The sequence below is a fragment of the Streptomyces sp. NBC_00094 genome, assembly GCF_026343125.1.
Classification (GTDB): Bacteria; Actinomycetota; Actinomycetes; order Streptomycetales; family Streptomycetaceae; genus Streptomyces.
In genome coordinates this window covers 2,298,030-2,317,237 of record NZ_JAPEMB010000001.1, presented here as the reverse complement: position 1 = coordinate 2,317,237, position 19,208 = coordinate 2,298,030, and the positions used below count along the sequence as shown (strand labels likewise).

19 protein-coding genes and 1 other RNA gene are annotated in these 19,208 nt (G+C 73.1%); 7 read left to right on the top strand and 13 right to left on the bottom strand.

The genetic code is table 11. From position 1 onward, the window contains the following. Nucleotides 1–32 precede the first annotated feature (32 nt). An RNA gene (gene rnpB, locus OG580_RS10045) (RNase P RNA component class A) lies at nucleotides 33–431 on the top strand. 67 nt (nucleotides 432–498) lie between these two features. Here the strand turns inward: rnpB and OG580_RS10040 are convergent. Both OG580_RS10040 and OG580_RS10035 read right to left on the bottom strand, forming a co-directional pair. Beyond that, nucleotides 499–840 (bottom strand): YrdB family protein, encoded by a 342-nt coding sequence (locus OG580_RS10040; protein ID WP_267043302.1) that lies wholly within the window; start codon nucleotides 838–840, stop codon nucleotides 499–501. 146 nt (nucleotides 841–986) lie between these two features. Then, complete coding sequence (locus OG580_RS10035; RefSeq protein ID WP_267043301.1) at nucleotides 987–1,421, bottom strand: hypothetical protein; 435 nt, start codon at nucleotides 1,419–1,421, stop codon at nucleotides 987–989. 161 nt (nucleotides 1,422–1,582) lie between these two features. Between OG580_RS10035 and OG580_RS10030 the strand changes: the two genes are divergently transcribed. Beyond that, nucleotides 1,583–1,906, top strand: coding sequence for a nuclear transport factor 2 family protein (locus OG580_RS10030; protein WP_267043300.1), 324 nt, complete (start codon nucleotides 1,583–1,585; stop codon nucleotides 1,904–1,906). 98 nt (nucleotides 1,907–2,004) lie between these two features. On the opposite strand, the gene OG580_RS10025 is transcribed toward OG580_RS10030, so the two are convergent. Together OG580_RS10025 and OG580_RS10020 are read right to left on the bottom strand one after the other, a co-directional pair. After that, complete coding sequence (locus OG580_RS10025; RefSeq protein WP_267043299.1) at nucleotides 2,005–2,748, bottom strand: SDR family oxidoreductase; 744 nt, start codon at nucleotides 2,746–2,748, stop codon at nucleotides 2,005–2,007. Between the two features lie 203 nt (nucleotides 2,749–2,951). After that, nucleotides 2,952–3,962: a Gfo/Idh/MocA family protein gene (locus tag OG580_RS10020; RefSeq protein ID WP_267043298.1), complete on the bottom strand. Its 1,011-nt coding sequence runs from the start codon at nucleotides 3,960–3,962 to the stop codon at nucleotides 2,952–2,954. A gap of 93 nt (nucleotides 3,963–4,055) precedes the next feature. On the opposite strand from OG580_RS10020, the gene OG580_RS10015 reads away from it, so the two are divergent. Then, a complete protein-coding gene (locus OG580_RS10015) occupies nucleotides 4,056–5,387 on the top strand; it encodes a multidrug effflux MFS transporter (RefSeq protein WP_267047954.1) in 1,332 nt (443 codons plus the stop codon). A 47-nt stretch (nucleotides 5,388–5,434) separates the two neighbouring features. Here OG580_RS10015 and OG580_RS10010 read toward each other — a convergent pair whose 3' ends face one another. After that, a complete protein-coding gene (locus OG580_RS10010; RefSeq protein ID WP_267043297.1) occupies nucleotides 5,435–6,085 on the bottom strand; it encodes a hypothetical protein in 651 nt (216 codons plus the stop codon). Between the two features lie 183 nt (nucleotides 6,086–6,268). Between OG580_RS10010 and OG580_RS10005 the strand changes: the two genes are divergently transcribed. Next, nucleotides 6,269–7,258 carry a small ribosomal subunit Rsm22 family protein gene (locus OG580_RS10005; protein WP_267043296.1) on the top strand — a complete coding sequence of 330 codons (990 nt, stop codon included), beginning with the start codon at nucleotides 6,269–6,271 and terminating at the stop codon, nucleotides 7,256–7,258. On the opposite strand, the gene ddaH is transcribed toward OG580_RS10005, so the two are convergent. Beyond that, entirely contained in the window at nucleotides 7,255–8,085 is an 831-nt protein-coding gene (gene ddaH, locus OG580_RS10000; RefSeq protein WP_354006206.1) for a dimethylargininase, read from the bottom strand. The genes OG580_RS10005 and ddaH overlap by 4 nt on opposite strands. Before the next feature lie 154 nt (nucleotides 8,086–8,239). Between ddaH and OG580_RS09995 the strand changes: the two genes are divergently transcribed. Further along, entirely contained in the window at nucleotides 8,240–8,860 is a 621-nt protein-coding gene (locus tag OG580_RS09995; RefSeq protein WP_267043295.1) for a TetR/AcrR family transcriptional regulator, read from the top strand. Between the two features lie 102 nt (nucleotides 8,861–8,962). Beyond that, a complete protein-coding gene (locus OG580_RS09990; RefSeq protein ID WP_267043294.1) occupies nucleotides 8,963–9,742 on the top strand; it encodes a bifunctional DNA primase/polymerase in 780 nt (259 codons plus the stop codon). Nucleotides 9,743–9,925: 183 nt separating this feature from the next. Here OG580_RS09990 and OG580_RS09985 read toward each other — a convergent pair whose 3' ends face one another. The 7 genes from OG580_RS09985 to OG580_RS09955 form a co-directional block, all read right to left on the bottom strand. Then, nucleotides 9,926–10,972: a hypothetical protein gene (locus OG580_RS09985; RefSeq protein WP_267043293.1), complete on the bottom strand. Its 1,047-nt coding sequence runs from the start codon at nucleotides 10,970–10,972 to the stop codon at nucleotides 9,926–9,928. Next, a complete protein-coding gene (gene efeU, locus OG580_RS09980) occupies nucleotides 10,929–11,810 on the bottom strand; it encodes an iron uptake transporter permease EfeU (protein ID WP_267043292.1) in 882 nt (293 codons plus the stop codon). The genes OG580_RS09985 and efeU overlap by 44 nt, the downstream gene beginning before the upstream one ends. A gap of 54 nt (nucleotides 11,811–11,864) precedes the next feature. After that, nucleotides 11,865–13,133: an iron uptake transporter deferrochelatase/peroxidase subunit gene (gene efeB, locus OG580_RS09975; protein WP_267043291.1), complete on the bottom strand. Its 1,269-nt coding sequence runs from the start codon at nucleotides 13,131–13,133 to the stop codon at nucleotides 11,865–11,867. Nucleotides 13,134–13,161: 28 nt separating this feature from the next. Beyond that, nucleotides 13,162–14,319, bottom strand: coding sequence for an iron uptake system protein EfeO (gene efeO / locus OG580_RS09970; RefSeq protein ID WP_267043290.1), 1,158 nt, complete (start codon nucleotides 14,317–14,319; stop codon nucleotides 13,162–13,164). A gap of 194 nt (nucleotides 14,320–14,513) precedes the next feature. Further along, the gene (locus OG580_RS09965) at nucleotides 14,514–15,434 is read right to left on the bottom strand and encodes a heme ABC transporter ATP-binding protein (protein WP_267043289.1); all 921 of its coding nucleotides are present in this window, start codon (nucleotides 15,432–15,434) and stop codon (nucleotides 14,514–14,516) included. Then, nucleotides 15,431–16,459 (bottom strand): iron ABC transporter permease, encoded by a 1,029-nt coding sequence (locus OG580_RS09960; protein WP_267047952.1) that lies wholly within the window; start codon nucleotides 16,457–16,459, stop codon nucleotides 15,431–15,433. The genes OG580_RS09965 and OG580_RS09960 overlap by 4 nt, the downstream gene beginning before the upstream one ends. Before the next feature lie 113 nt (nucleotides 16,460–16,572). Continuing rightward, complete coding sequence (locus tag OG580_RS09955) at nucleotides 16,573–17,577, bottom strand: hemin ABC transporter substrate-binding protein (protein WP_267043288.1); 1,005 nt, start codon at nucleotides 17,575–17,577, stop codon at nucleotides 16,573–16,575. Between the two features lie 115 nt (nucleotides 17,578–17,692). Between OG580_RS09955 and OG580_RS09950 the strand changes: the two genes are divergently transcribed. After that, on the top strand, nucleotides 17,693–19,159 hold the full coding sequence (locus OG580_RS09950) for an HtaA domain-containing protein (protein ID WP_267043287.1): 1,467 nt from the start codon (nucleotides 17,693–17,695) through the stop codon (nucleotides 19,157–19,159). Nucleotides 19,160–19,208: the final 49 nt, after the last annotated feature.

The following is a 19,208-nucleotide window of genomic DNA, read 5'->3' as shown; positions in this document are numbered from 1 at the left end:
GGTGCGGCGGGTAGCATGGTCGGCACGGCAGACGAGCCGGGCGGGCGGCCGCGTGAGGATCCTCGGATCCTCCCGAGGAACGTCCGGGCTCCACAGAGCAGGGTGGTGGCTAACGGCCACCCGGGGTGACCCGCGGGACAGTGCCACAGAAAACAGACCGCCGGGGACCTCGGTCCTCGGTAAGGGTGAAACGGTGGTGTAAGAGACCACCAGCGCCTGAGGTGACTCAGGCGGCTAGGTAAACCCCACTCGGAGCAAGGTCAAGAGGGGACACCCCGGTGTCCCTGCGCGGATGTTCGAGGGCTGCTCGCCCGAGTCCGCGGGTAGACCGCAGGAGGCCGGTGGCAACGCCGGTCCTAGATGGATGGCCGTCGCCCCGACGACCGCGAGGTCCCGGGGCACAGAACCCGGCGTACAGCCCGACTCGTCTGTCGGTCAACGTGGGAAGGGCCCCTGATCAGGCTGTCGCCTGGTCGGGGGCCCTTCTCGTGCCCGGAGTCACTGGTTCCAGAGGAGCCGCAGTCCCGCGTTGACCACGAAGATCCCCGCGAACGCCACCGCCCAGCCCGTTCTCCCCGAGGCGGCCAGCGCGGCCGCGCCGCTGCCGAACCACAGCACCTCGAGGACCACCCGGCCGGCGCCGTGCACCGGATAGGACGCCTTCGGCGACCCGAACAGCGCCCACACGGCTATGAGCGCGACGGGTGCGCCGATGCCGAGGAGCAGCTTCAGCGGCCACTTGTCGGACGCGGTGAACCCCCACAGGGAGGCCGCGGCGTACACCGAGAGCTCCAGCAGGAACATCACCAGCATGTTGAAGGACTTGAGGGACGCGAGCATGACGGACTCCTGGGGCGTGGGCAGGTCGTGCGGTCGGACCCGGTACGCCACGCTATCCAGCCGGCCGGTCGCGCAGCGCGGAATTCTCCGCCGGAAGCGTGCCGGAACCGCCTTGCGGGACACGCGAGTTGCGTGTCCCCGGGGCCTCAGGCGAGGATCTCGATCCTCCACTGCGGGTCGCGGTCGTCCGTCCGGACGAAGACGGGCTTGGGGAGCAGTGAGCGGTCCTCGAAGAGGTCGCGGCCGAGGGCGAGACCGTTCTGGTCGATGACGTAGAACCCGTCGTGGAGGTCGGCGAGCGAGGTGATCGTGGTGACGTCGTCCCCGTCGACCCGCTGGAGGCGCCAGACGGAGGCGGGGGAGTCGTCGGGCAGGACGGCGGCCGGGGCCCGGTCGGTGCCCTCCGACACGAGGGTGTCCTCCGTTCCCTTCACGGTGAACCGGAACCCCTCGCCCGCCGGACCGACCGCCCACTCCGCGGCCTGCTCCTGCTGGACGAGGAGGCCGACCGGCCGTCCGTCCAGGACTCCGACCGGGGTCCCCTTCGCGTACAGCCTGACGACCTTGACCATGTCCGACATCGAGCCTCCTGCACTGAGTGCGGTGGTTGCGGTGATTGCCCCGATCCTGCCGGTACGGAGTCGCCGCGGGCCAGGGAACACGCAGGTGCGTCCGGGCGACACTCGGCCCGCGCCCGGCCGTGGTCCCCGGGGGAGCGGGTGCCGCGGTGTACGGCTAGGGCATGACGATCCCCGTGAGCCAGCTCTCCGACCCCGCCGTGCGTGCCTTCGTCACGGCCCTCAACGCCAACGACGAGGTGGCCTTCGCCGCCGCCCTCACGTCCGGCGCGGGCATGTCCGACGACGGTTCGGAGCGCGACCTGGGCCAGTGGACCGACAGGGAGGTCTTCTCCTCGCACGGGCACATGGACGTCGAGTCCGAGAGCGACGACGGCCGCGACCTCGTCGTGCGCTACCGCAACGACACCTGGGGCGAGATGCTGACGCGGTGGCACTTCACCGTCGACGGCGGGAAGATCGCCCGCTTCGAGACCGGCCAGGCGTGAGCGCCCTGGGGGTGTCCGGACGGGCCCTGGCGCCCTGGGGATCCCTGGACGGGCCCTGGCGCTCCGGGGATGCCCGGACGCCCTGCTGAGTGTCCGCCCTAGCCCCGGCCGATGTACGGCATCGCCGTCGCCATGACCGTCGCGAACTGGACGTTCGCCTCCAGCGGCAGGGCCGCCATGTGCACCACCGTCGCGGCCACGTCCGCCGCGTCCATCACCGGCTCCGCCGCCAGCAGGCCGTTGGCCTGGAGGATGCCGGTCTGCATGCGGGCCGTCATCTCGGTCGCCGCGTTGCCGATGTCGAGCTGACCGCAGGCGATCCGGTACGGGCGCCCGTCGAGGGACAGTGACTTCGTCAGGCCCGTCATGGCGTGCTTCGTCGCCGTGTACGCGATCGAGTGCGGGCGCGGCACGTGCGCGGAGATCGAGCCGTTGTTGATGATCCGGCCGCCCTGCGGGGCCTGCTCCTTCATGGTCCGGAAGGCCGCCTGGGCGCAGAGGAAGGCGCCCGTCAGGTTGACGTCGACGACCGCGCGCCAGGTCTCCGGGTCCAGGTCCTCGACGGGGACGCCGCCGCCCGCGAACGTACCGGCGTTGTTGAAGAGCAGGTCGACGCGGCCGTAGCGGTCGCGTACCGCCGCGAAGAGGGCCGCGACCTCCTCCGCCGAGGTCACGTCGGTCGGGACCGTCAGGAAGTCGCCGGCCGGGAGGGCCGCGGCCGTCTCCTCCAGGGCGTCGGCCCTGCGGCCCGCCAGGGCCACCGACCAGCCGGCCTCCGCGAGGGCCAGCGCCACGCTCCGGCCGATGCCCGACCCCGCTCCCGTCACCACTGCGATGCTCATGGCCGCGCAGCGTACGCGAGACGCGTGCCCCGTGAACGCATCCGTCCGACACGTGGATGTTCTCCGTGTCGTGCGGTGACTTCCCGCGGCGCGAGGAGGTGGGGACCGCCGTGACGGCCGGCCGAAGCCGGGCGGGAGTCCCCCGGCTTCGGCCGGGGGAGCGGACGTCACGTCACGGCGGCGGGGCGCACCGGCCCGGGGCCTCACCCCCGCGTGACCGCCGGCGCCGGGGCCTCCTGCGGGTAGCGGACGCCGACGCGCTCCCGTACGGCGTCGAGCGTCCGCATCACCGCGAGCGAGCCGTCCAGCGGTACGAGCGGGGACTCCGTCGCGCCCGACCGCAGGCAGCGCATCACCTCGGTGGCCTCGTGCCGGAAGGAGTGCGGGTCGTCGCCCGCCAGGAACTCCTCCGGCTCCCGGCCGTCCCTGTGCAGCGTGAAGCGCTCGGGGAAGAAGAAGCCGCGCGGCACGTCGATCCGGCCGAGCGTGCCCGTCACGGACGCCGTCAGCGGGGTGTCCGCGACGAGCGAGCAGGACAGCAGCGCCGAGGCGCCCGAGTCCCAGCCGAGCAGCATGCCCGTGTTCAGATCGACGCCCTCGGGCGAGATCAGCGCGTGCGCCTGGACCGTGTCCGGCTCGCCGAGCAGCAGCTGCGCGAACGACACCGGGTACACGCCCAGGTCGAGCAGCGCCCCGCCGCCCACGGCCGGGTCGCGCAGCCGGTGGTCGGCGGCGAAGGGGCCCTGGAGCCCGAAGTCCGCCTGTACGGTCCGGACTTCGCCGACGGCCCCGTCCCTCACCAGCTCCACGAGCCGCCGGATCAGCGGATTGCAGTACATCCACATGGCTTCCATCAGGAAGAGGCCACGGTCCCGGGCGAGGCCGACCAGCTCCTCTGCCTCCCGGGCGTTCAGTGTGAGAGCCTTCTCGCAGAGCACCGCCTTTCCCGCCTCCAGGGCGAGGCCGGCCGCCTCCCGGTGCGCGTGGTGCGGAGTCGCCACGTAGACGACGTCGACGGAGTCGTCGGCGAAGAGCCCGGCCCACTCCCCGTACGCCCGGGGGATCCCGAACCGGTCCGCGAAGGCCTTCGCGGACGCTTCCGTACGGGACGCCACGGCGACGACCTCGGCGCCGTCGAGCGTCAGCAGGTCCGTCGTGAACCGCTCCGCGATGCCGCCCGTCGCCAGGATTCCCCAGCGAACCGTTTCTCTCATGTTCCCCACTCGTCCCCACCCGTCCCACAGAGGTCTCGACCATGCCGATCGAGCTGAGAGCATAGGCAAGGATTCAACGAAATGGAGCAGTCGATGCCGGATAGCGGCCAGAAAACAACACGAGGGCACATATCCGATAGCGCTCCGGCCGCTCCGGTCACCCCGGTCGCTCCGATACCCCCAGCCACTGCGCTCCCCCCGGTCGCCGCCGCCCGGCGCGTGGGGCTGCTCGTCACCCTCGTCCTGGGCGGGCTCAGCGCGCTGCCCCCGCTGTCCATGGACATGTACCTGCCGGCCCTGCCGGAGGTCACCGGAGCGCTGCACGCGCCCGCCGCCACCGTCCAGCTCACCCTCACCGCCTGCCTCGCCGGCATGGCCCTCGGTCAGCTCGTCGTCGGCCCCATGAGCGACAAGTGGGGGCGCCGCCGCCCGCTGCTCGTCGGCATGGTCGTGTACGTCCTCGCCACCGCCGTCTGCGCCCTCGCGCCCACCGCCGAGCTGCTCATCGGCTTCCGGCTGCTCCAGGGCCTCGCGGGTGCCGCCGGCATCGTCATCGCCCGGGCCGTCGTCCGCGACCTCTACGACGGCGTCGAGATGGCCCGCTTCTTCTCCACCCTGATGCTGATCTCCGGCGTCGCCCCCGTCATCGCGCCCGTCATCGGCGGCCAGATCCTGCGGGTCACCGACTGGCGGGGCGTCTTCCACGTCCTCACCGTCATCGGCCTGCTGCTCACCCTCGTCGTCTGGCGCTTCCTCGGCGAGACGCTGCCGCCCGAGCGGCGCCACGAGGGCGGTGTCGGCGACGCCCTGCGCACCATGCGCGGCCTCCTCGCCGACCGGGTCTTCACCGGCTACATGCTGGCCGGCGGGCTCGCCTTCGCGGCCCTCTTCGCATACATCGCGGCCTCGCCGTTCGTCGTCCAGGAGCTTTACGGGGCCTCGCCGCAGACCTTCAGCCTGCTCTTCGGCCTCAACTCGGTCGGTCTCGTCATCGTCGGCCAGATCAACGGCAAGCTCCTCGTCGGCCGCGTCAGCCTCGACAAGGTCCTCGGCTGGGGCATCGGGATCATCCTGCTCTCCTCCCTCGCGCTGCTCCTCATGACCAGCGGGGTCTTCGGCGAGGTCGGGCTCGCCCCGGTCGCCGCCGGGCTCTTCGTCCTCATGTCCGCGATGGGCCTGGCCCTGCCGAACACCAACGCCCAGGCCCTGATGCGCACCCGGCACGCGGCCGGCTCCGCCTCCGCGCTCCTCGGCACCTCGTCGTTCCTCGTCGGCGCCGTCGCCTCCCCGCTGGTCGGCATCGCGGGCGAGCACACGGCCGTACCGATGGCGGTCGTCCAGCTCACCTGCGCCGCCCTGTCCCTCGCCTGCTTCCTGGGCCTGTGCCGCCCGTGGCGGACCGGCAAGGAGGCCACGGACGTCTGACGGGGCCGAGTGGGCCGGCGCCGGGACAGGGTCGGGTCAGTGCCGGGTCAGTACCCCGGGTTCTTGCCCGCCGCGACGATCCTGACCCGCTCGACCTGGACGTTCGAGACGTGCTCCAGGCCGGCGGTCTCGGTGTCGTTCACGTCGATGTGCGAGACGACCGTGCCGATGCGCATGACCACGTCGGCGGTGGCGTCGTCCGCGGACGCGTCGGTCTCGTCGGCCACGGTGGCCAGGGTCACCGGCTTCGACGGTTCTCCGTACTCGGCGGAGGACTTCCGTGCCTCGGCGGCCAGACCCTTCATGGCGGCGCGCGCCTGCTCCTCCGTCCCGAACGAGTAGAGCCTGAACTCCACGCGCGTCCCGTCCGAGCTCCCCGCGGTCTCCATGTCCTTCCCCCCGACGGCGACGAGACCGGTGCACGCCACCCCCGTCTCCTTGGCGCAGTGCTCGACGGCCTCGGCCCCCTGGGCCATGAAGGGATCGCCGCCGACGAACCAATCGCCCACGCCGGACTCGACCGGTAGCGCGTTCATCAGACCGGTCGGGTCCAGCCAGACGACCTTCGGCTCCTCCGCGCCCGGCTGCTCCTCCGCCCCCGGCTGCGCCTCCCCGGGAACGGCAGGTCCCTTGTCGCTCCCCGCGGCCGGGAGGCTCTCCTCGCATCCCGTCAGCGCCAGCACCAGCGCCGCTGCCACGGCAGTCCCCCGTACGACAGCCTTCACATGCACTCCCCGGTCGATCGAATGTCAGCCAAAACTTGGCATGGACACTCAACATCATCGGCATCGCATCGACCAACTCCGGTACCCCGCCGGGACGGTCGTGACCAGCACCTCCGCGCGGCCGGTGGCCGGGGCCCGGCCACTTAGAATGTCGCGGTGAACGCCCCCGCCACCCCTCCCTCCGCCGAGTCCCTGCGCGCCGCCCTCGCCGGGCTTCTCGACGGGCTGCCGCCCAGTCGGGCGGCCAAGGCCGTCGAGCGGCTGATCGCCAACTACCGGGGCACCACCCCGACGGACGCCCCCGTGCTCCGCGACCGCTCCGACGTCGCCGCGTACGCCGCGTACCGGATGCCGGCGACCTTCGAGGCGGTACGGGGCGCACTCGACGCCCTGCGGGACGCCGCGCCCGAGTGGGTGCCGGGCACGCACACCGACGTCGGCGGCGGCACGGGCGCGGCGAGCTGGGCCGTCGCCGAGGCCTGGGCGGAGGAGCCGCCCAGGACCACCGTCCTCGACTGGGCCGAGCCCGCCCTCGCGCTCGGCCGCGAGCTGGCGGACGGCGCCTTCGACGCGGAGTGGCGGCGCGAGCGCATCGGTACCGCGCTGAAGCTCGCGGACGCGGACCTCGTCACCGTCTCGTACGTCCTCAAGGAGCTCACCGAGGCCGACCGTACGGCGCTCGTGACCGAGACGGCCCGCGCGGCGCGGGCGGTCGTGATCGTCGAGCCCGGCACCCCCGACGGCTACGAGCGGATCATCGCCGCCCGCACCCTGCTGATCGACGCCGGCTTCACCGTCGCCGCGCCCTGCCCGCACAGCGGGGCCTGCCCGATCGTGCCGGGCACGGACTGGTGCCACTTCTCGGCGCGGGTGAGCCGTTCCTCGCTGCACCGCCAGGTGAAGGGCGGCTCCCTGCCGTACGAGGACGAGAAGTACAGCTACGTGGCGGCCACCAGGTTCCCGGTGACCCCGACGGTCGCCCGCGTCACCCGCAGGCCGCAGATCCGCAAGGGCCTGGTCCAGCTCGACCTGTGCGGCCCCGACGGCCTCGCCCGCGAGACGGTCACCAAGCGCCACGGGCCCCTGTACAAGCAGGCCCGCGACGCCGAGTGGGGCGACTCCTGGCCGCCGGAGCAGGACGGCTAGGGGCGCAGCTCCTGGGTGCAGCACTTCACGCTGCCGCCGCCCTTGAGGAGCTCGCCCAGATCCATCCCGACCGGTTCGAAGCCCCGGCGCCGCAGCGGCTCGAAGAGGCCCACCGCCGCCTGCGGCAGCAGCACGTGCAGGCCGTCGCTCACCGCGTTGAGGCCGAGCGCCGCCGCGTCCGTGTCCGTGGCGATCAGGGCGTCCGGGAACAGCCGGGCGAGCACCGCGCGGCTGCCGGGGGAGAAGGCGTCCGGGTAGTACATGACCTCGTCGCGGGCGTCGTCCAGGACGCACAGCGCCGTGTCCAGGTGGTAGTAGCGCGGGTCCACGAGCTCCAGGCCGATCACCGGCCGGCCGAAGAACTCCTGCGCCTCGCCGTGGGAGAGCGGGCTGGAGCGGAAGCCGCGTCCGGCGAGGATCCAGGAGGCGGTGACGGCGAAGTCGCCCTCGCCCTCGTTCACGTGCTCCGGAAGCCGGACGGCGTCCTCAGGCCAACCGTTCCTGCGGAACCAGGACAGGTGCGCGGCGGCCTCGTCGGTCCGCTCCGGGTGGGCGAACCTCGCGCCGAGGACCCGGCCGTCGACGACGGTGGCGCCGTTCGCGGCGAAGACCATGTCCGGCAGCGCAGGGTCGGGCGCCAGGAGCTCCACGGTGTGGCCGAGCGAGCGGTAGCGGTCGCGCAGGTCCTCCCACTGGGCGAGGGCGAGCGGCAGGTCGACCGGTTTCGTGGGGTCCATCCAGGGGTTGATGGAGTACGTCACCGTGAAGTGCGCGGGTGGGCACATCAGATAACGGCGGGGCGAGGGCGTGCGCGGAGTGGGGCGCAATGAGGGCTCCTCACGAACGGGCTGACGGAAGAACCGAAGATCGGTGGACCCATGGTCCGCCCTCGGTGGGCTTCCGCGCTGTGGACCGTTCGGGTGGTTCGGGGTCGTACGCCTTGGCGAGACGCAGCGTCTCGCGTGCTGCTAGATTGGGGCCATGTCCGACGCCAAGGCCCCCGACGCCTCCCGCCGCAGCGAGCGCTCCCGCCGCGCCATCTTCGACGCCGCCCTCGCCCTCGTCTCCGAGAACGGCTACGCGAAGACCACCATCGAGGGCATCGCCGCCCGCGCCGGGGTCGGCAAGCAGACCATCTACCGCTGGTGGCCCTCCAAGGCCGCCGTCCTCCTCGACGCCTTCCTGGACCTCGCGGCCCGGGCCAACGAGGCCCTGGGGGGCGACGCCGAGAGTGAGATCCCCGACACCGGCGACCTCGCCGCCGACCTCAAGTACGTCCTCCGCGCCACCGTCGACGAAATGAACGACCCCACCTTCGACGGCCCCAGCCGCGCCCTCGCCGCCGAGGGCATCGTCGACGCCGAACTGGGCGCCCGCTTCACCGAAGCGCTGCTCGAACCCCAGCTCCAGTACTACGCCCGCCGCATCGAGGCCGCCCAGGCGGCCGGTGACATCGACCCGGACGCCGACCCCCGCATCGCCCTCGAACTCCTCGTCGGACCGCTCCACCACCGCTGGATCCACCGCACGCTGCCCCTCACCCACGCCTACGCCGACGCCCTCGTCGACCAGGTCCTCCGCGGCCTCGCCCCCAGGGCCTGAACCCGCCCGCGCACCCCGGTTCCGCACTCCGGTCACCCGAGGCGCAGGATGGTGGGACCATGGGCAGAGCCGAACGGGCGAGCATGAGCTGTGAGGGGATAGATGGGCGACGGCATCGGCCGCTACCGCGGCACGGAGAGCAAACTCGCACAGTGGCTGCGCAGGCGCCCCAAACGCACCGCGGCCGAGGTCGAGGACGACCGCGAGAAGCTGCTCCTGGCCGCCGCCGCCGCCGGGCTGCCCCTGGCCCCCGCCGCGTACCCCGTCGGCTACAGCTGCTCCTGTGAGCGCATCGGCTGTCCCACTCCCGCCCGGCACCCCGTCTCCTTCGCCTGGCAGACCCAGTCGACCACCGACCGTGCCCAGATCGAGCGCTGGGCGCGGAACCAGCCCGAGGCGAACTTCATCACCGCCACCGGCATGGTCCACGACGTCCTCGACGTACCGCTGGCCGCCGGCCGCGCCGCCCTGGAGCGGCTCCTCGCGGAGGGCGTCGAGGTCGGTCCCGTCGCCGAGTCCGCCGAGGTCGACACCGTCGGCGGGCGCATGCTCTTCTTCACCGCCACCCGCGGCACCCCCGAGGACGAGGACGAGTGGTGGCCGTGTGAGCTCGACTGCCACCCGGAGACGATGGACGAGCACCCGGGGCTGCGCTGGCACTGCCGCGGCAGCTACGTCCTCGTACCGCCGGCCCGGCTGCCCGGAGACGAGTCCGCCCCGCCGGTCGTCGCCTGGGTCCGCGGACCCGAACACCCGCTGCCGGACCCGCTGAACCTCCTGGAGACCCTCACGGAAGCCTGCGCGCGCCACGCGGCCGCGCGGGAGGCCGAGGGGGACGGGGAGCACACCGCCCACGAGATCGCCTGGCCGCTGACCCGCTGAGAACCGTCCGGGCCCCGTCGATCCGCTGGGACCGTCCGGGCCCGCCGAGAACCGTCCGGGCCCCGTCGATCCGCTGGGACCGTCCGGGCCCGCCGAGATCCGTCACGACCGCCGGCCCCGCTGAGGCCCGTCACGGTCCGCCGAGGGCCGGCAGGACGGCCGGGCGCGACCAGGCGCGTCCGGCTACGACCCCGCCGCGCCCACCACGCCCTGGAGCCGGGACACGACCGTGACCGCGTCCCGGTCCGTGCCCTTCGGCTTCACCTGGACCACCTGGTTCGACACCCACTCCTTGGTGACGGTGTTCTTCACCTCGCCCGTCAGCAGCGCCTTGACGTCCGCGGGGACCTTCGGCCGGTAGCCCTTGGCCGCCGTCTGCCGCTCGAAGTGCCGGGTCGCGAAGAAGACGAGCGCGCCGCCGTCCTTCGTCCGCAGCGCGAGCGGGGCGAAGTCCCCCTGGTCCGTGACGCGGTCGATGTACTGGGTGGCGAGCCCCGGCCGCTTGGCCGTCCGCTGCCGCCCCTCGCGCCACCCCGAGGTGTGCGCCCCCGCCGCGTACGGCCCCGGCTTCCCGTCCTTCAGGTACGCCACGTACTCCGCACCCAGGTCCTCGGGCGCCACGGCAAGCGTGTCGGTGTCCGCGGCGACCGGCACCGCGTACCCGTCCTCCTCCGCGAACGCGGGCACGGCGGACGGGTCGAGGACGAGCAGATGGGCGACCTCCCACAGCTGCCGCGGCCCGTTGCGTACGAAGACGAGGACCCAGCGCTGGTCGGCGTCGGCCCTGCCGACGTCCCGGTTCGCGTCGGTGTCCGCGACGAACCAGCGCGGCCAGCCCGCCTTGCGGGGCACGACGAAGCGCGCGTCGGTCAGTTCGAGGGGGCGATGGGCCGGATTGCCGCCCGGGGCGGTGACCGCCCGCGAGCGCAGGCCCGCCTGGTTGATCTCCCCGAGCGGACCGGTGACCCGGCCCGCGTCGAGGGCCGGGTCGTGGGCCTTGTCGGCCCGGTTGTAAGCGGCGGTGAAGTCGGCGAGAGCCTGCGCGGCCTCGGTCGTCGTCACCGCGGGTACCAGCGCCAGCTCGCCGTGGACCGTCACGCAGCCGCTCGCCGTCAGCGCCAGGACGGTCGCCGCCGCCGTCGCCGCGAGCACCCTCGCCGGTCGTGCCGACCCTGCGGACGACCGCTCAAGCGGTCGTCTCGGCGCTCGCCTCAGCCTCAGCCTTCTCATCGGTCGCCTTCTGCTTCTCCACCCGCACGGACGGACCCGACCCTATCGGGGCCAGGAACAGCGCGAGCGTCGGGACCAGATACAGCGCCCACACCGTGACCTGAAGGACCGTCGGGTCCGGCTGGAAGTTGAAGACGCCCTTGAGGAGCGTGCCGTACCAGCTGTCCGGCGGGATCGTCGCCGAGACGTCGAAGGCCTTGTTCGCGAGACCGCCGAGGAAGCGCGCCTCCTGGAGGTCGTGCACGCCGTACGCGAGGACGCCCGCCGCCACCACGACCAGCATTCCGCCGGTCCAGGTGAAGAACTTCGCCAGGTTGATCTTCAGCGCGCCCCGGTAGAACAGCCAGCCCAGCAGGACGGCCGTGAGGAGCCCGAGGACCACCCCGGTCAGCGGCGCGTACGAGCCGTCCGAGGACGCCCGCACCGACGCCCACACGAAGAGCGCCGTCTCCAGGCCCTCGCGCCCCACCGCCAGGAAGGCGGTCGCGACCAGCGCGCCCGTCCCCATCCGGAGTGCCGCGTCCAGCTTGCCGTGCAGCTCGGACCTCAGGTGCCGGGCCGTACGCCGCATCCAGAAGACCATCCAGGTCACCAGGACCACGGCGACGATCGACAGCGTCCCGCCGAGCAGCTCCTGAGCCTCGAAGGTCAGCTCCTGGGAGCCGAATTCGAGACCCGCGCCGAAGGCCAGCGCCACTCCCACGGCCACGCCGATGCCGATCCAGATCGGCTTCAGCGCGTCCCTGCGCCCGGTCTTCACCAGGTACGCGATGAGGATGCAGACGACCAGACTGGCCTCCAGGCCCTCGCGCAGGCCGATCAGATAGTTACCGAACACGTCGGTTCCCTCCCTGGGATACGTGAGGAGTCACCAGCGGACTCACGTGAGGAGTCACGCGAACAGTGCCCGGCCCCACCAGTCGTCCTTGTCCCGGACGCCCGGCGGGACGGCGAACAGCGCCGAACCCACGTGCTGGATGTACTCGTTGAGGGCGTCGGCGCGGCCGAGCGAGGTCTGGACGGGGATGAAGCCGGTACGGACGTCCTTCTGGTACGCCAGGAAGAACAGGCCCGCCTCAAGCCGGCCGAGTCCGTCCGTGCCGTCCGTGAACGAGTAGCCGCGGCGCAGGATCGTCGCCCCGCCGTTGGTGTCCGGGTGGGCGAGCCGGACGTGCGAGTCCGGCTTCATCGCCTTCAGGAACGGCGCGTCGTGCTCCTTGGCCTTGCCGACGGGCGCTCCCTCGCGCTTGTCGCGGCCGAAGATGTCCTCCTGCTCGCCGAGCGGGGTGCGGTCCCAGGTCTCGACGTTCATCCGGATGCGGCGGGCGACGAGGTACGAACCGCCGTCCATCCACGCCGCCGGGCCCTCGGCGTCCTTGCCGGAGACCCACACGTGCTTCGCCAGCCGCTCGGTCTCGGTGCCCCCGATGTTCCGGGTGCCGTCCTTGAAGCCGAAGAGGTTGCGCGGGGTCTGGGCGTCCGGGGTCGTCGAGGACGTCTTGCCGAAGCCCAGCTGCGACCAGCGCACCGCGACCTTGCCGAAGCCGATCCGTGCGAGGTTCCGGATGGCGTGCACGGCGACCTGCGGGTCGTCCGCGCACGCCTGGACGCAGAGGTCGCCGCCGCTGCGCGCCGGATCCAGGTTGTCGCCCGGGAACTTGGGCAGCTCCACCAAGGCCCCGGGCCGCTTGTCCTTCAGCCCGAAACGCCCGTCGAAGAGCGTGGGGCCGAAGCCGATCGTGAGGGTCAGACGGGAGGGCTTGAGGCCGAGGGCCTCGCCCGTGTCGTCCGGGGGCGCCTCCGGCAGTCCGCCGTACGCGCCGTCGCCGACCTCGGCGCCCGCCGTCATCCGCTCGGCGGCCCGCGTCCAGTCCTTGAGGAGCTGGATCAGCTCCGCGCGGTCCTTCGTCCTCACGTCGAAGGCGGCGAAGTGCAGCCGGTCCTGGACGGCGGTGGCGATGCCGGCCTGGTGCGCGCCGTGGAAGGGCACGGCCGAGCCGCTTTCGGCGACGGGCACCGCGGTGTCCCCGTCGCGGGCGAGCAGGGCGCCGCCGCCGGCCGCGGCGGCACCGAGCGCGAGCCCGGCACCGCCCCAGCCGATGACGGTACGGCGGGAGGGCGCGGCCTCCGCCGACTGCTGTTCCTGGGTCTCCTCGGACATGTCCGTCCCCTCCCCGGTCGTTCGACGGCTACTTGACGACCGCGGCGGCGAGCTTGGAGAGCGGCTCGGCCAGCGCGTTGACGCCGTCCGAGAGCTCCTTGCGCTCGGCCTTGCCGACCTTCTCGTACGAGGTGAAGACGTAGCTGCTCTTGTCCGTGCGGTACGTGTCGAGCAGCGTGTTCAGCGCGGCGAACTGCTTGTCGAGTTCGGCGACGAGCTTCGGGTCGTTCTTCGTGGCGACCGGCTTGAGCAGCTCGAAGGACTTCTGCGCGCCCTCGACGTTCGCCTTGAAGTCGACGAGGTCGGTGTGGGAGTAGCGCTCCTCCTCGCCGGTGACCTTGCCGGAGGCGACCTCGTCCAGGAGTTCCTTGGCGCCGTTGGCCATCGAGGTCGGGGTGATCTCGGCCTTGCCGACCCGCTTCACCCAGTCCGCGAGGTCCTTGTCCAGGGTGTCCGCGAGCTGCTTCTCGGCGGCGCCGAGCTTCTTGTCCTTCCAGAGCGCCTTCTCCAGGCGGTGCCAGCCGGTCCAGTCCTTCGCCGGGTCCTGGCCCTCCTCGAGGCCGTCCTCGCGGACGTCGACCTTGGGGTCGATGTCGCCGAAGGACTCGGCGACCGGCTCGGTGCGCTCCCAGCCGATGCGGGACTCGGCGTACGCCTTCTTGGCGGCCTCGATGTCACCGGCGCGGACGGCGTCGGTGAAGACCTTCACCTTGGGGAGGGTCGCGTCGGCCTGCGCCTGCACGTACTGGCGGTAGGCGGCGACGGCGGTGTCCATCTCCGGGGAGCGCTTCGTGGCCGCGGCGCCCGCGCCGGTGAGCTCGACCTGCTGCCGGATGCCGGTGCCGGTCATGCCGGGCTTGCAGACGATCGCGTAGGCGCCGGCCTTGATCTCGGCGGTGATCGTGGCCTTGGTGCCGGGGCCGATGTTCTCGCGCTCGGTGACGATCCGGTCGTCCGGGTAGAGGACGTAGACCTCGGTGACCTTGGAGCCGCGGTTCTCGACGGCCAGCGTCACGTGGCCGGCCGGGAACTGCGTCTTCGACACCTCGCAGGAGTCGTCCTTGGCGACGACGGTGATCGCACCGTCCTCCGCCTTGGCGTCGCTCTTCTCGGTGCAGCCCGTGACGGCGGTCAGAGCGGCCGCGGTCGCGGCGGCGGTGACGACGGAGAGGCGGACGGCTCGCATGGGGACTCCAGGAACGCGGGGACGGTGGTGAGGCGGACCTAACTTAACCGAGGCTTACCTCGGTCATACCCGCCCGTCCGGTGATTCAGCTCTCAGCTCCGGAGGGCCGGACACAGCTGGGTCACAGGGCGCTCATGGAGTCCCCAACGCCCGGTCAAGGACGGGTCAAGCGGGGTGAATTGTCCGTTTCGTGATCACGTGGCGGTACGGATCGACGCGACCGTCCCGGCCCGGACCGGAGGGGTCGGGATCGTCGCGGTCGGGATCGTCGCGGTCCGGACCGGGACGACGAGGGGCACCCCCGTCCGCGGGTGCGGGAACACCTCCACCGGCTGCCGGTAGACCCGGCTCAGCACCTCCGCGTCGAGCACCTCGGAGGGCGGGCCGTCCGCCGCGATCCGCCCGCCGTGCAGCACCGCGACCCGGTCCGCGTGGGCGGCGGCGAGCCCCAGGTCGTGCAGGACGACCACGACCGCGTCACCGTCCGCCGCACGCTCCCGGCAGACCCGGAGCACCAGTTCCTGGTGGCGCAGGTCGAGCGCGGCGGTCGGCTCGTCGAGCAGCAGGAGCCCGGTCCGCTGGGCCAGGACGCGGGCCAGCGCGACCCGGGCCCGCTCGCCGCCCGACAGCGCGGAGAACGGACGCCCGGCGAAGGCCTCGACCTCGGTGGCCGCCAACGCCCGGGCGACGGCCGCCTCGTCCTCGTCCTCCCGCGCGGTCCCGGCCCAGGGTGCCCGGCCCATCCGTACGACCTCGGCGACGGGGAACGGGAAGGACAGCGCGGCGGCCTGCGGCAGCACGGCCCGGCGCAGGGCGAGTTCACCGGCCGGCCAGTCGCCGGCGGGCCGCCCCCCGATCCGCACCTCCCCGGCGCTCGGGGCGAGATCGGCGGCGAGCGCGGCGAGGAGCGTGGACTTCCCGGCCCCGTTGGGCCCGACCAGAGCCAGGACCTCCCCGGCCCGCACCCCGATCCCGACGCCGTCGAGCACCGCACGGCCGCCGAGCGTGACGCGCAGGCCCCGCGCCTCGGCGACGAGTTCGCCGCGGGCGACGGGGGAGGGGAGCGTCCGCGCGCGCCGGCGCGGGAGCAGTCCTCGGAAGCGTACGGATGTCATGCCCAACCACCTTGCCGACGACGGGTCCTGCGCAGCAGCCAGAAGAAGAACGGGCTGCCCAGGAGGGCGGTGAGGACGCCCAGGGGGAGTTCGGCCGGGGCCGCGACCGTACGGGCCGCCAGGTCGCCGGCCGCGAGGACGACCGCGCCGCCCAGCGCGCTGCCCGGCACCAGGAAGCGGTGGCCCGGGCCGTTCGCCATCCGCAGCAGGTGCGGGACGAGGAGGCCGACGAAGGTGATGATCCCCGCGACCGCGACCGCCGCGGCGGTGAGCAGTGCCACGACCAGGATCAGGGCGATCCGCAGCCGCTCCACGTCCACGCCCAGGTGCCGGGCGGGCCGTTCGCCGAGCGCGAGCAGGTCGAGCCGGCGGGAGTGGAAGGGGGCGACGGCCAGCCCGAGGAGGGCGCAGGGCAGGACGGCGAGGACCTTGGGCCAGGTGGCCTGGGCGAGCGAACCGAGCTGCCAGAAGGTGATCTGGGTGATCTGCGCGTTGTCGGCGAAGAAGATGAAGAGGCCGATCAGCGCGCCCGCGAAGGCGTTCACCGCGATGCCGGTGAGGATCAGGGTCACCACCTCCGTACGGCCGCCCGAGCGGGACATCGCGTACACGAGGAGGACGGTCGCCAGACCGGCGACGAAGGCGCAGACGGTCACCGTCCAGTTGCCGAGGAAGGTGAGCCCCAGCGCGATCGCGCCGACCGCGCCGACGGCCGCGCCCGCCGAGATGCCGATGACGCCGGGCTCGGCGAGCGGGTTGCCGAACACGCCCTGCATGAGGGCGCCCGCGCAGCCGAGCGAGGCGCCGACGAGGACGGCGAGGACGACCCGGGGGAGCCGGATGTTCCACAGGACGCTCTCCGCCGTGCGGTCGAGCGCGTGCCCGCCGAGCCCGATCCGGTGCTGTACGGAGGCGAGGACGTCGCCGAGCGGGATCTCGTACGCCCCGATCCCGGTGGAGAGGAGGGAGAGGAGGAGCAGGGCGGCGAGGAGGGAGACCGTGAGGACGGTGGCCCGGCCGCGCAGGGGGCGGGAAGCGGCCGGGTCGGCGGGCAGGGCCGGCTTCTCCGGTGCCGGTGCCGGTGCCGGGTCCGGGTCCGGGTCCTGCTCCGTGCGGGGCGGGGTCTCGGGGAGTGCCGTCACTTCGTCTCCCCGTACAACTGGCCGACCAGGGACGTCAGGACCTGGTCGGTGCGCGGGCCGTAGGTGAGGAGCACGCCGTCGTCGACGGTGACGACCCGCCGGTCGGCTCCGGCCGGGGTCTGGGCGACGCCCGGGATCTTCACCAGGCCGTCGATCCCGTCGACCGAGGCGAGTCCCTTGCTCATCACGAGGATCGCGTCGGGCGCGGCCTGCGCCAGGGCCTCGCTGGTGAGGGGGGTGAAGTCCTTCGTCAGACCGGACTCCTTGCCCGCGTCGACCGCGCCGGCCGCTTCGAGGAGGGAGCTCGCGCCGGACTCGGCGCCGCCGAGCAGGTAGACGGCGGCCGAGCCGCGGACGTAGAGGAAGGCCACCCGGGGCTTCTCCTCGCGGGCCGGGATCCCCTTCCGTACGGTGTCGATCCGCCCCTGGGTGCGCTCCTTGAGCGCGGTGCCGGAGTCCGGTACGCCGAGTGCGGCGGCGACCGCGTCGATGCGGGTGCCGACGTCCGCGAGCTCCTTGGCGGGCTTCACGACGACGAGCGGGATGCCCGCGTCCCGGATCTGGGCGACGGCCTCGGCCGGTCCGGTGGTGGACTCGGCGAGGACGAGGGTGGGCCGCAGCGAGAGCACGCTCTCGGCGGAGACGTCATGGGCGCGGGTCACCACCGGGAGCTCGGCGGCCTGTTCGAAGGTGGCGGTGATGTCACGGGCGACGACCTTCCCGCCGAGACCGAGGGTGAAGACGATCTCGTTGAGGGAGCCGCTGAGCGGGACGATCCGCTCGGCGGAGGCGACGGTGACCGTGCGCCCGTCCGCCGAGGGGACGGTGACGGGCAGTCGGGGCGCGGCCGGGGCGGCGAGCGGCTCGACCCGGTCGGGGGCGGTGGCCGTTCCGGCGGGGGCGGCGGCCGGGGTCGTACCGCTTCCGTCACCGCAGCCGGTCGCCGCGAGGGCGAGGGCGAGCACTGCTGTCAGCGCTCCCGCGAGGCGAGTTCTGCGCACCGGACACCGTCCTGTCGTCGTTCGTTCTGTCGCGTACGGGCCGGAGGGGTTCCAGCCGGGGCTCGATGCAGCTTAGGTTAGCCTTGCCTTACTAGCTAGCCCTCGGAGGGGTTCCATGCCGCTGTCCAGACCCGCCCGCGCGCTCGCCGTGAGCCTCTTCGCGGCCCTGCTCGCCGCCCTGATCCCCGCCTCGGCCGCCCACGCGGAGAGCCGTACGGTGCAGGGCGGGCGGCTCGACTGGGGCATCAAGTCCTCCTTCCAGAGCTACGTCACCGGGCCCATCGCGCAGGGCGGTTGGGGCCTCACCGGCGGCGCCGCAACGGTCGGCGGCAGCCAGTTCCGCTTCCACTCCGCACAGGGCTCGTACGACCCGGAGACCGGCGCGTTCGAAGCGGCCTTCACCGGCGGCGTCCACTTCACCGGCCACCGCAAGGCGGACGGCACGAACGAACTGGACCTCACCATCAGCCGCCCCCGGGTCGTCGTCCAGGGCGGCCGCGGCACCCTCTACGCCGACATGGCGAGCAAGGCCAAGGGCAGCGGACGCGTCGGCGTCAGCTCCCAGGTGCCGTTGGCCACCCTGAACCTCGGCGGCATCGACATGCGCGGCGGCGGCAGCCCCGTCGCCCTCGCCGGGGTGCCCGCCACGCTCACCGCCCAGGGCGCCACCGCCTTCGCCGGCTACTACCCGGCCGGCACACAGCTCGACCCGGTCAGCCTCAGCGTCGACGTCCAGGCCCGGAAGCAGCCCGCGCCGACCACCCCGCCGACCACCCCGCCGGCCACCGAGTCGACGGCGAAGCCCCCCACGGGTCAGTCGCCCACGGCGAGTTCCCCCAACGCGCCCGCGAGCACCGGCACGATCAGGACCGCGGCTGTCGACTGGGGCGTCCGCCGCACCTTCCGCGAGTACGTCACCGGGGCCATCGCCCAGGGAGAGTGGACCCTCGCCGACGGCGCCCAGGACGGCGGCGCGCTCTTCCGCTTCCCCGCGGGCAAGGGCACGTACGACGCGAAGAGGCGGACGCTCGACGCGGCCTTCGCCGGCAGTGTCCGCTTCACCGGCGTCCACCTCGACCTCACGCTCGGCAGGTTCACCGCGAAGGTGACCGGCGGCATGGGCACCCTCAGTGCCGACGTCACCAGCGCCGGGACCACCACGAAGGCCGTCCCCCTCGTCACCTTCAGCGCAGGGGACTTCGCCCCGAAGAACGGCCTCGCCGCCGTCACCGAGGCGCCCGCCACCCTCACCGAGGGCGGCGCCAAGGCCTTCGGAGGGATGTACAGGGCGGGCACCGCGATGGACCCCGTGTCGCTCGCCGTCACCGTCGACGCCACCGCGAAACTGCCCGCGCTCCCGGACCTCGGCAGCGATGCGAAGCCCGCGCCCTCCGCCGACGCGACGACCACCGCCCCCTCGGCGTCGGCTGCCCCCGCCCCCGCCCCCGCCCCCGCCCCCGCCGCGGCCTCCGCGGCCTCCACCGGCACGTACGTCGCGATCGGCGCGGGCGTGCTCCTCGCCGGCGCGCTCGCGGTCCTCGTGGCGGTACGCCGCCGCCGTACCGCCACGTCCACGGACTGAGCCCCCGCCGGATAACGCGGCCACACCCCTCTCACGCCCCGCCCCGCGC

Excerpts from the sequence above, each read along its gene's own strand:
- OG580_RS10040 (WP_267043302.1), bottom strand. The coding sequence starts at position 840 with ATGCTCGCGTCCCTCAAGTCCTTCAACATGCTGGTGATGTTCCTGCTG.
- OG580_RS10035 (WP_267043301.1), bottom strand. The coding sequence starts at position 1,421 with ATGTCGGACATGGTCAAGGTCGTCAGGCTGTACGCGAAGGGGACCCCG.
- OG580_RS10030 (WP_267043300.1), top strand. The coding sequence starts at position 1,583 with ATGACGATCCCCGTGAGCCAGCTCTCCGACCCCGCCGTGCGTGCCTTC.
- OG580_RS10025 (WP_267043299.1), bottom strand. The coding sequence starts at position 2,748 with ATGAGCATCGCAGTGGTGACGGGAGCGGGGTCGGGCATCGGCCGGAGC.
- OG580_RS10020 (WP_267043298.1), bottom strand. The coding sequence starts at position 3,962 with ATGAGAGAAACGGTTCGCTGGGGAATCCTGGCGACGGGCGGCATCGCG.
- OG580_RS10015 (WP_267047954.1), top strand. The coding sequence starts at position 4,056 with ATGCCGGATAGCGGCCAGAAAACAACACGAGGGCACATATCCGATAGC.
- OG580_RS09995 (WP_267043295.1), top strand. The coding sequence starts at position 8,240 with ATGTCCGACGCCAAGGCCCCCGACGCCTCCCGCCGCAGCGAGCGCTCC.
- OG580_RS09990 (WP_267043294.1), top strand. The coding sequence starts at position 8,963 with ATGGGCGACGGCATCGGCCGCTACCGCGGCACGGAGAGCAAACTCGCA.
- OG580_RS09985 (WP_267043293.1), bottom strand. The coding sequence starts at position 10,972 with ATGAGAAGGCTGAGGCTGAGGCGAGCGCCGAGACGACCGCTTGAGCGG.
- efeB (WP_267043291.1), bottom strand. The coding sequence starts at position 13,133 with ATGTCCGAGGAGACCCAGGAACAGCAGTCGGCGGAGGCCGCGCCCTCC.
- efeO (WP_267043290.1), bottom strand. The coding sequence starts at position 14,319 with ATGCGAGCCGTCCGCCTCTCCGTCGTCACCGCCGCCGCGACCGCGGCC.
- OG580_RS09965 (WP_267043289.1), bottom strand. The coding sequence starts at position 15,434 with ATGACATCCGTACGCTTCCGAGGACTGCTCCCGCGCCGGCGCGCGCGG.
- OG580_RS09950 (WP_267043287.1), top strand. The coding sequence starts at position 17,693 with ATGCCGCTGTCCAGACCCGCCCGCGCGCTCGCCGTGAGCCTCTTCGCG.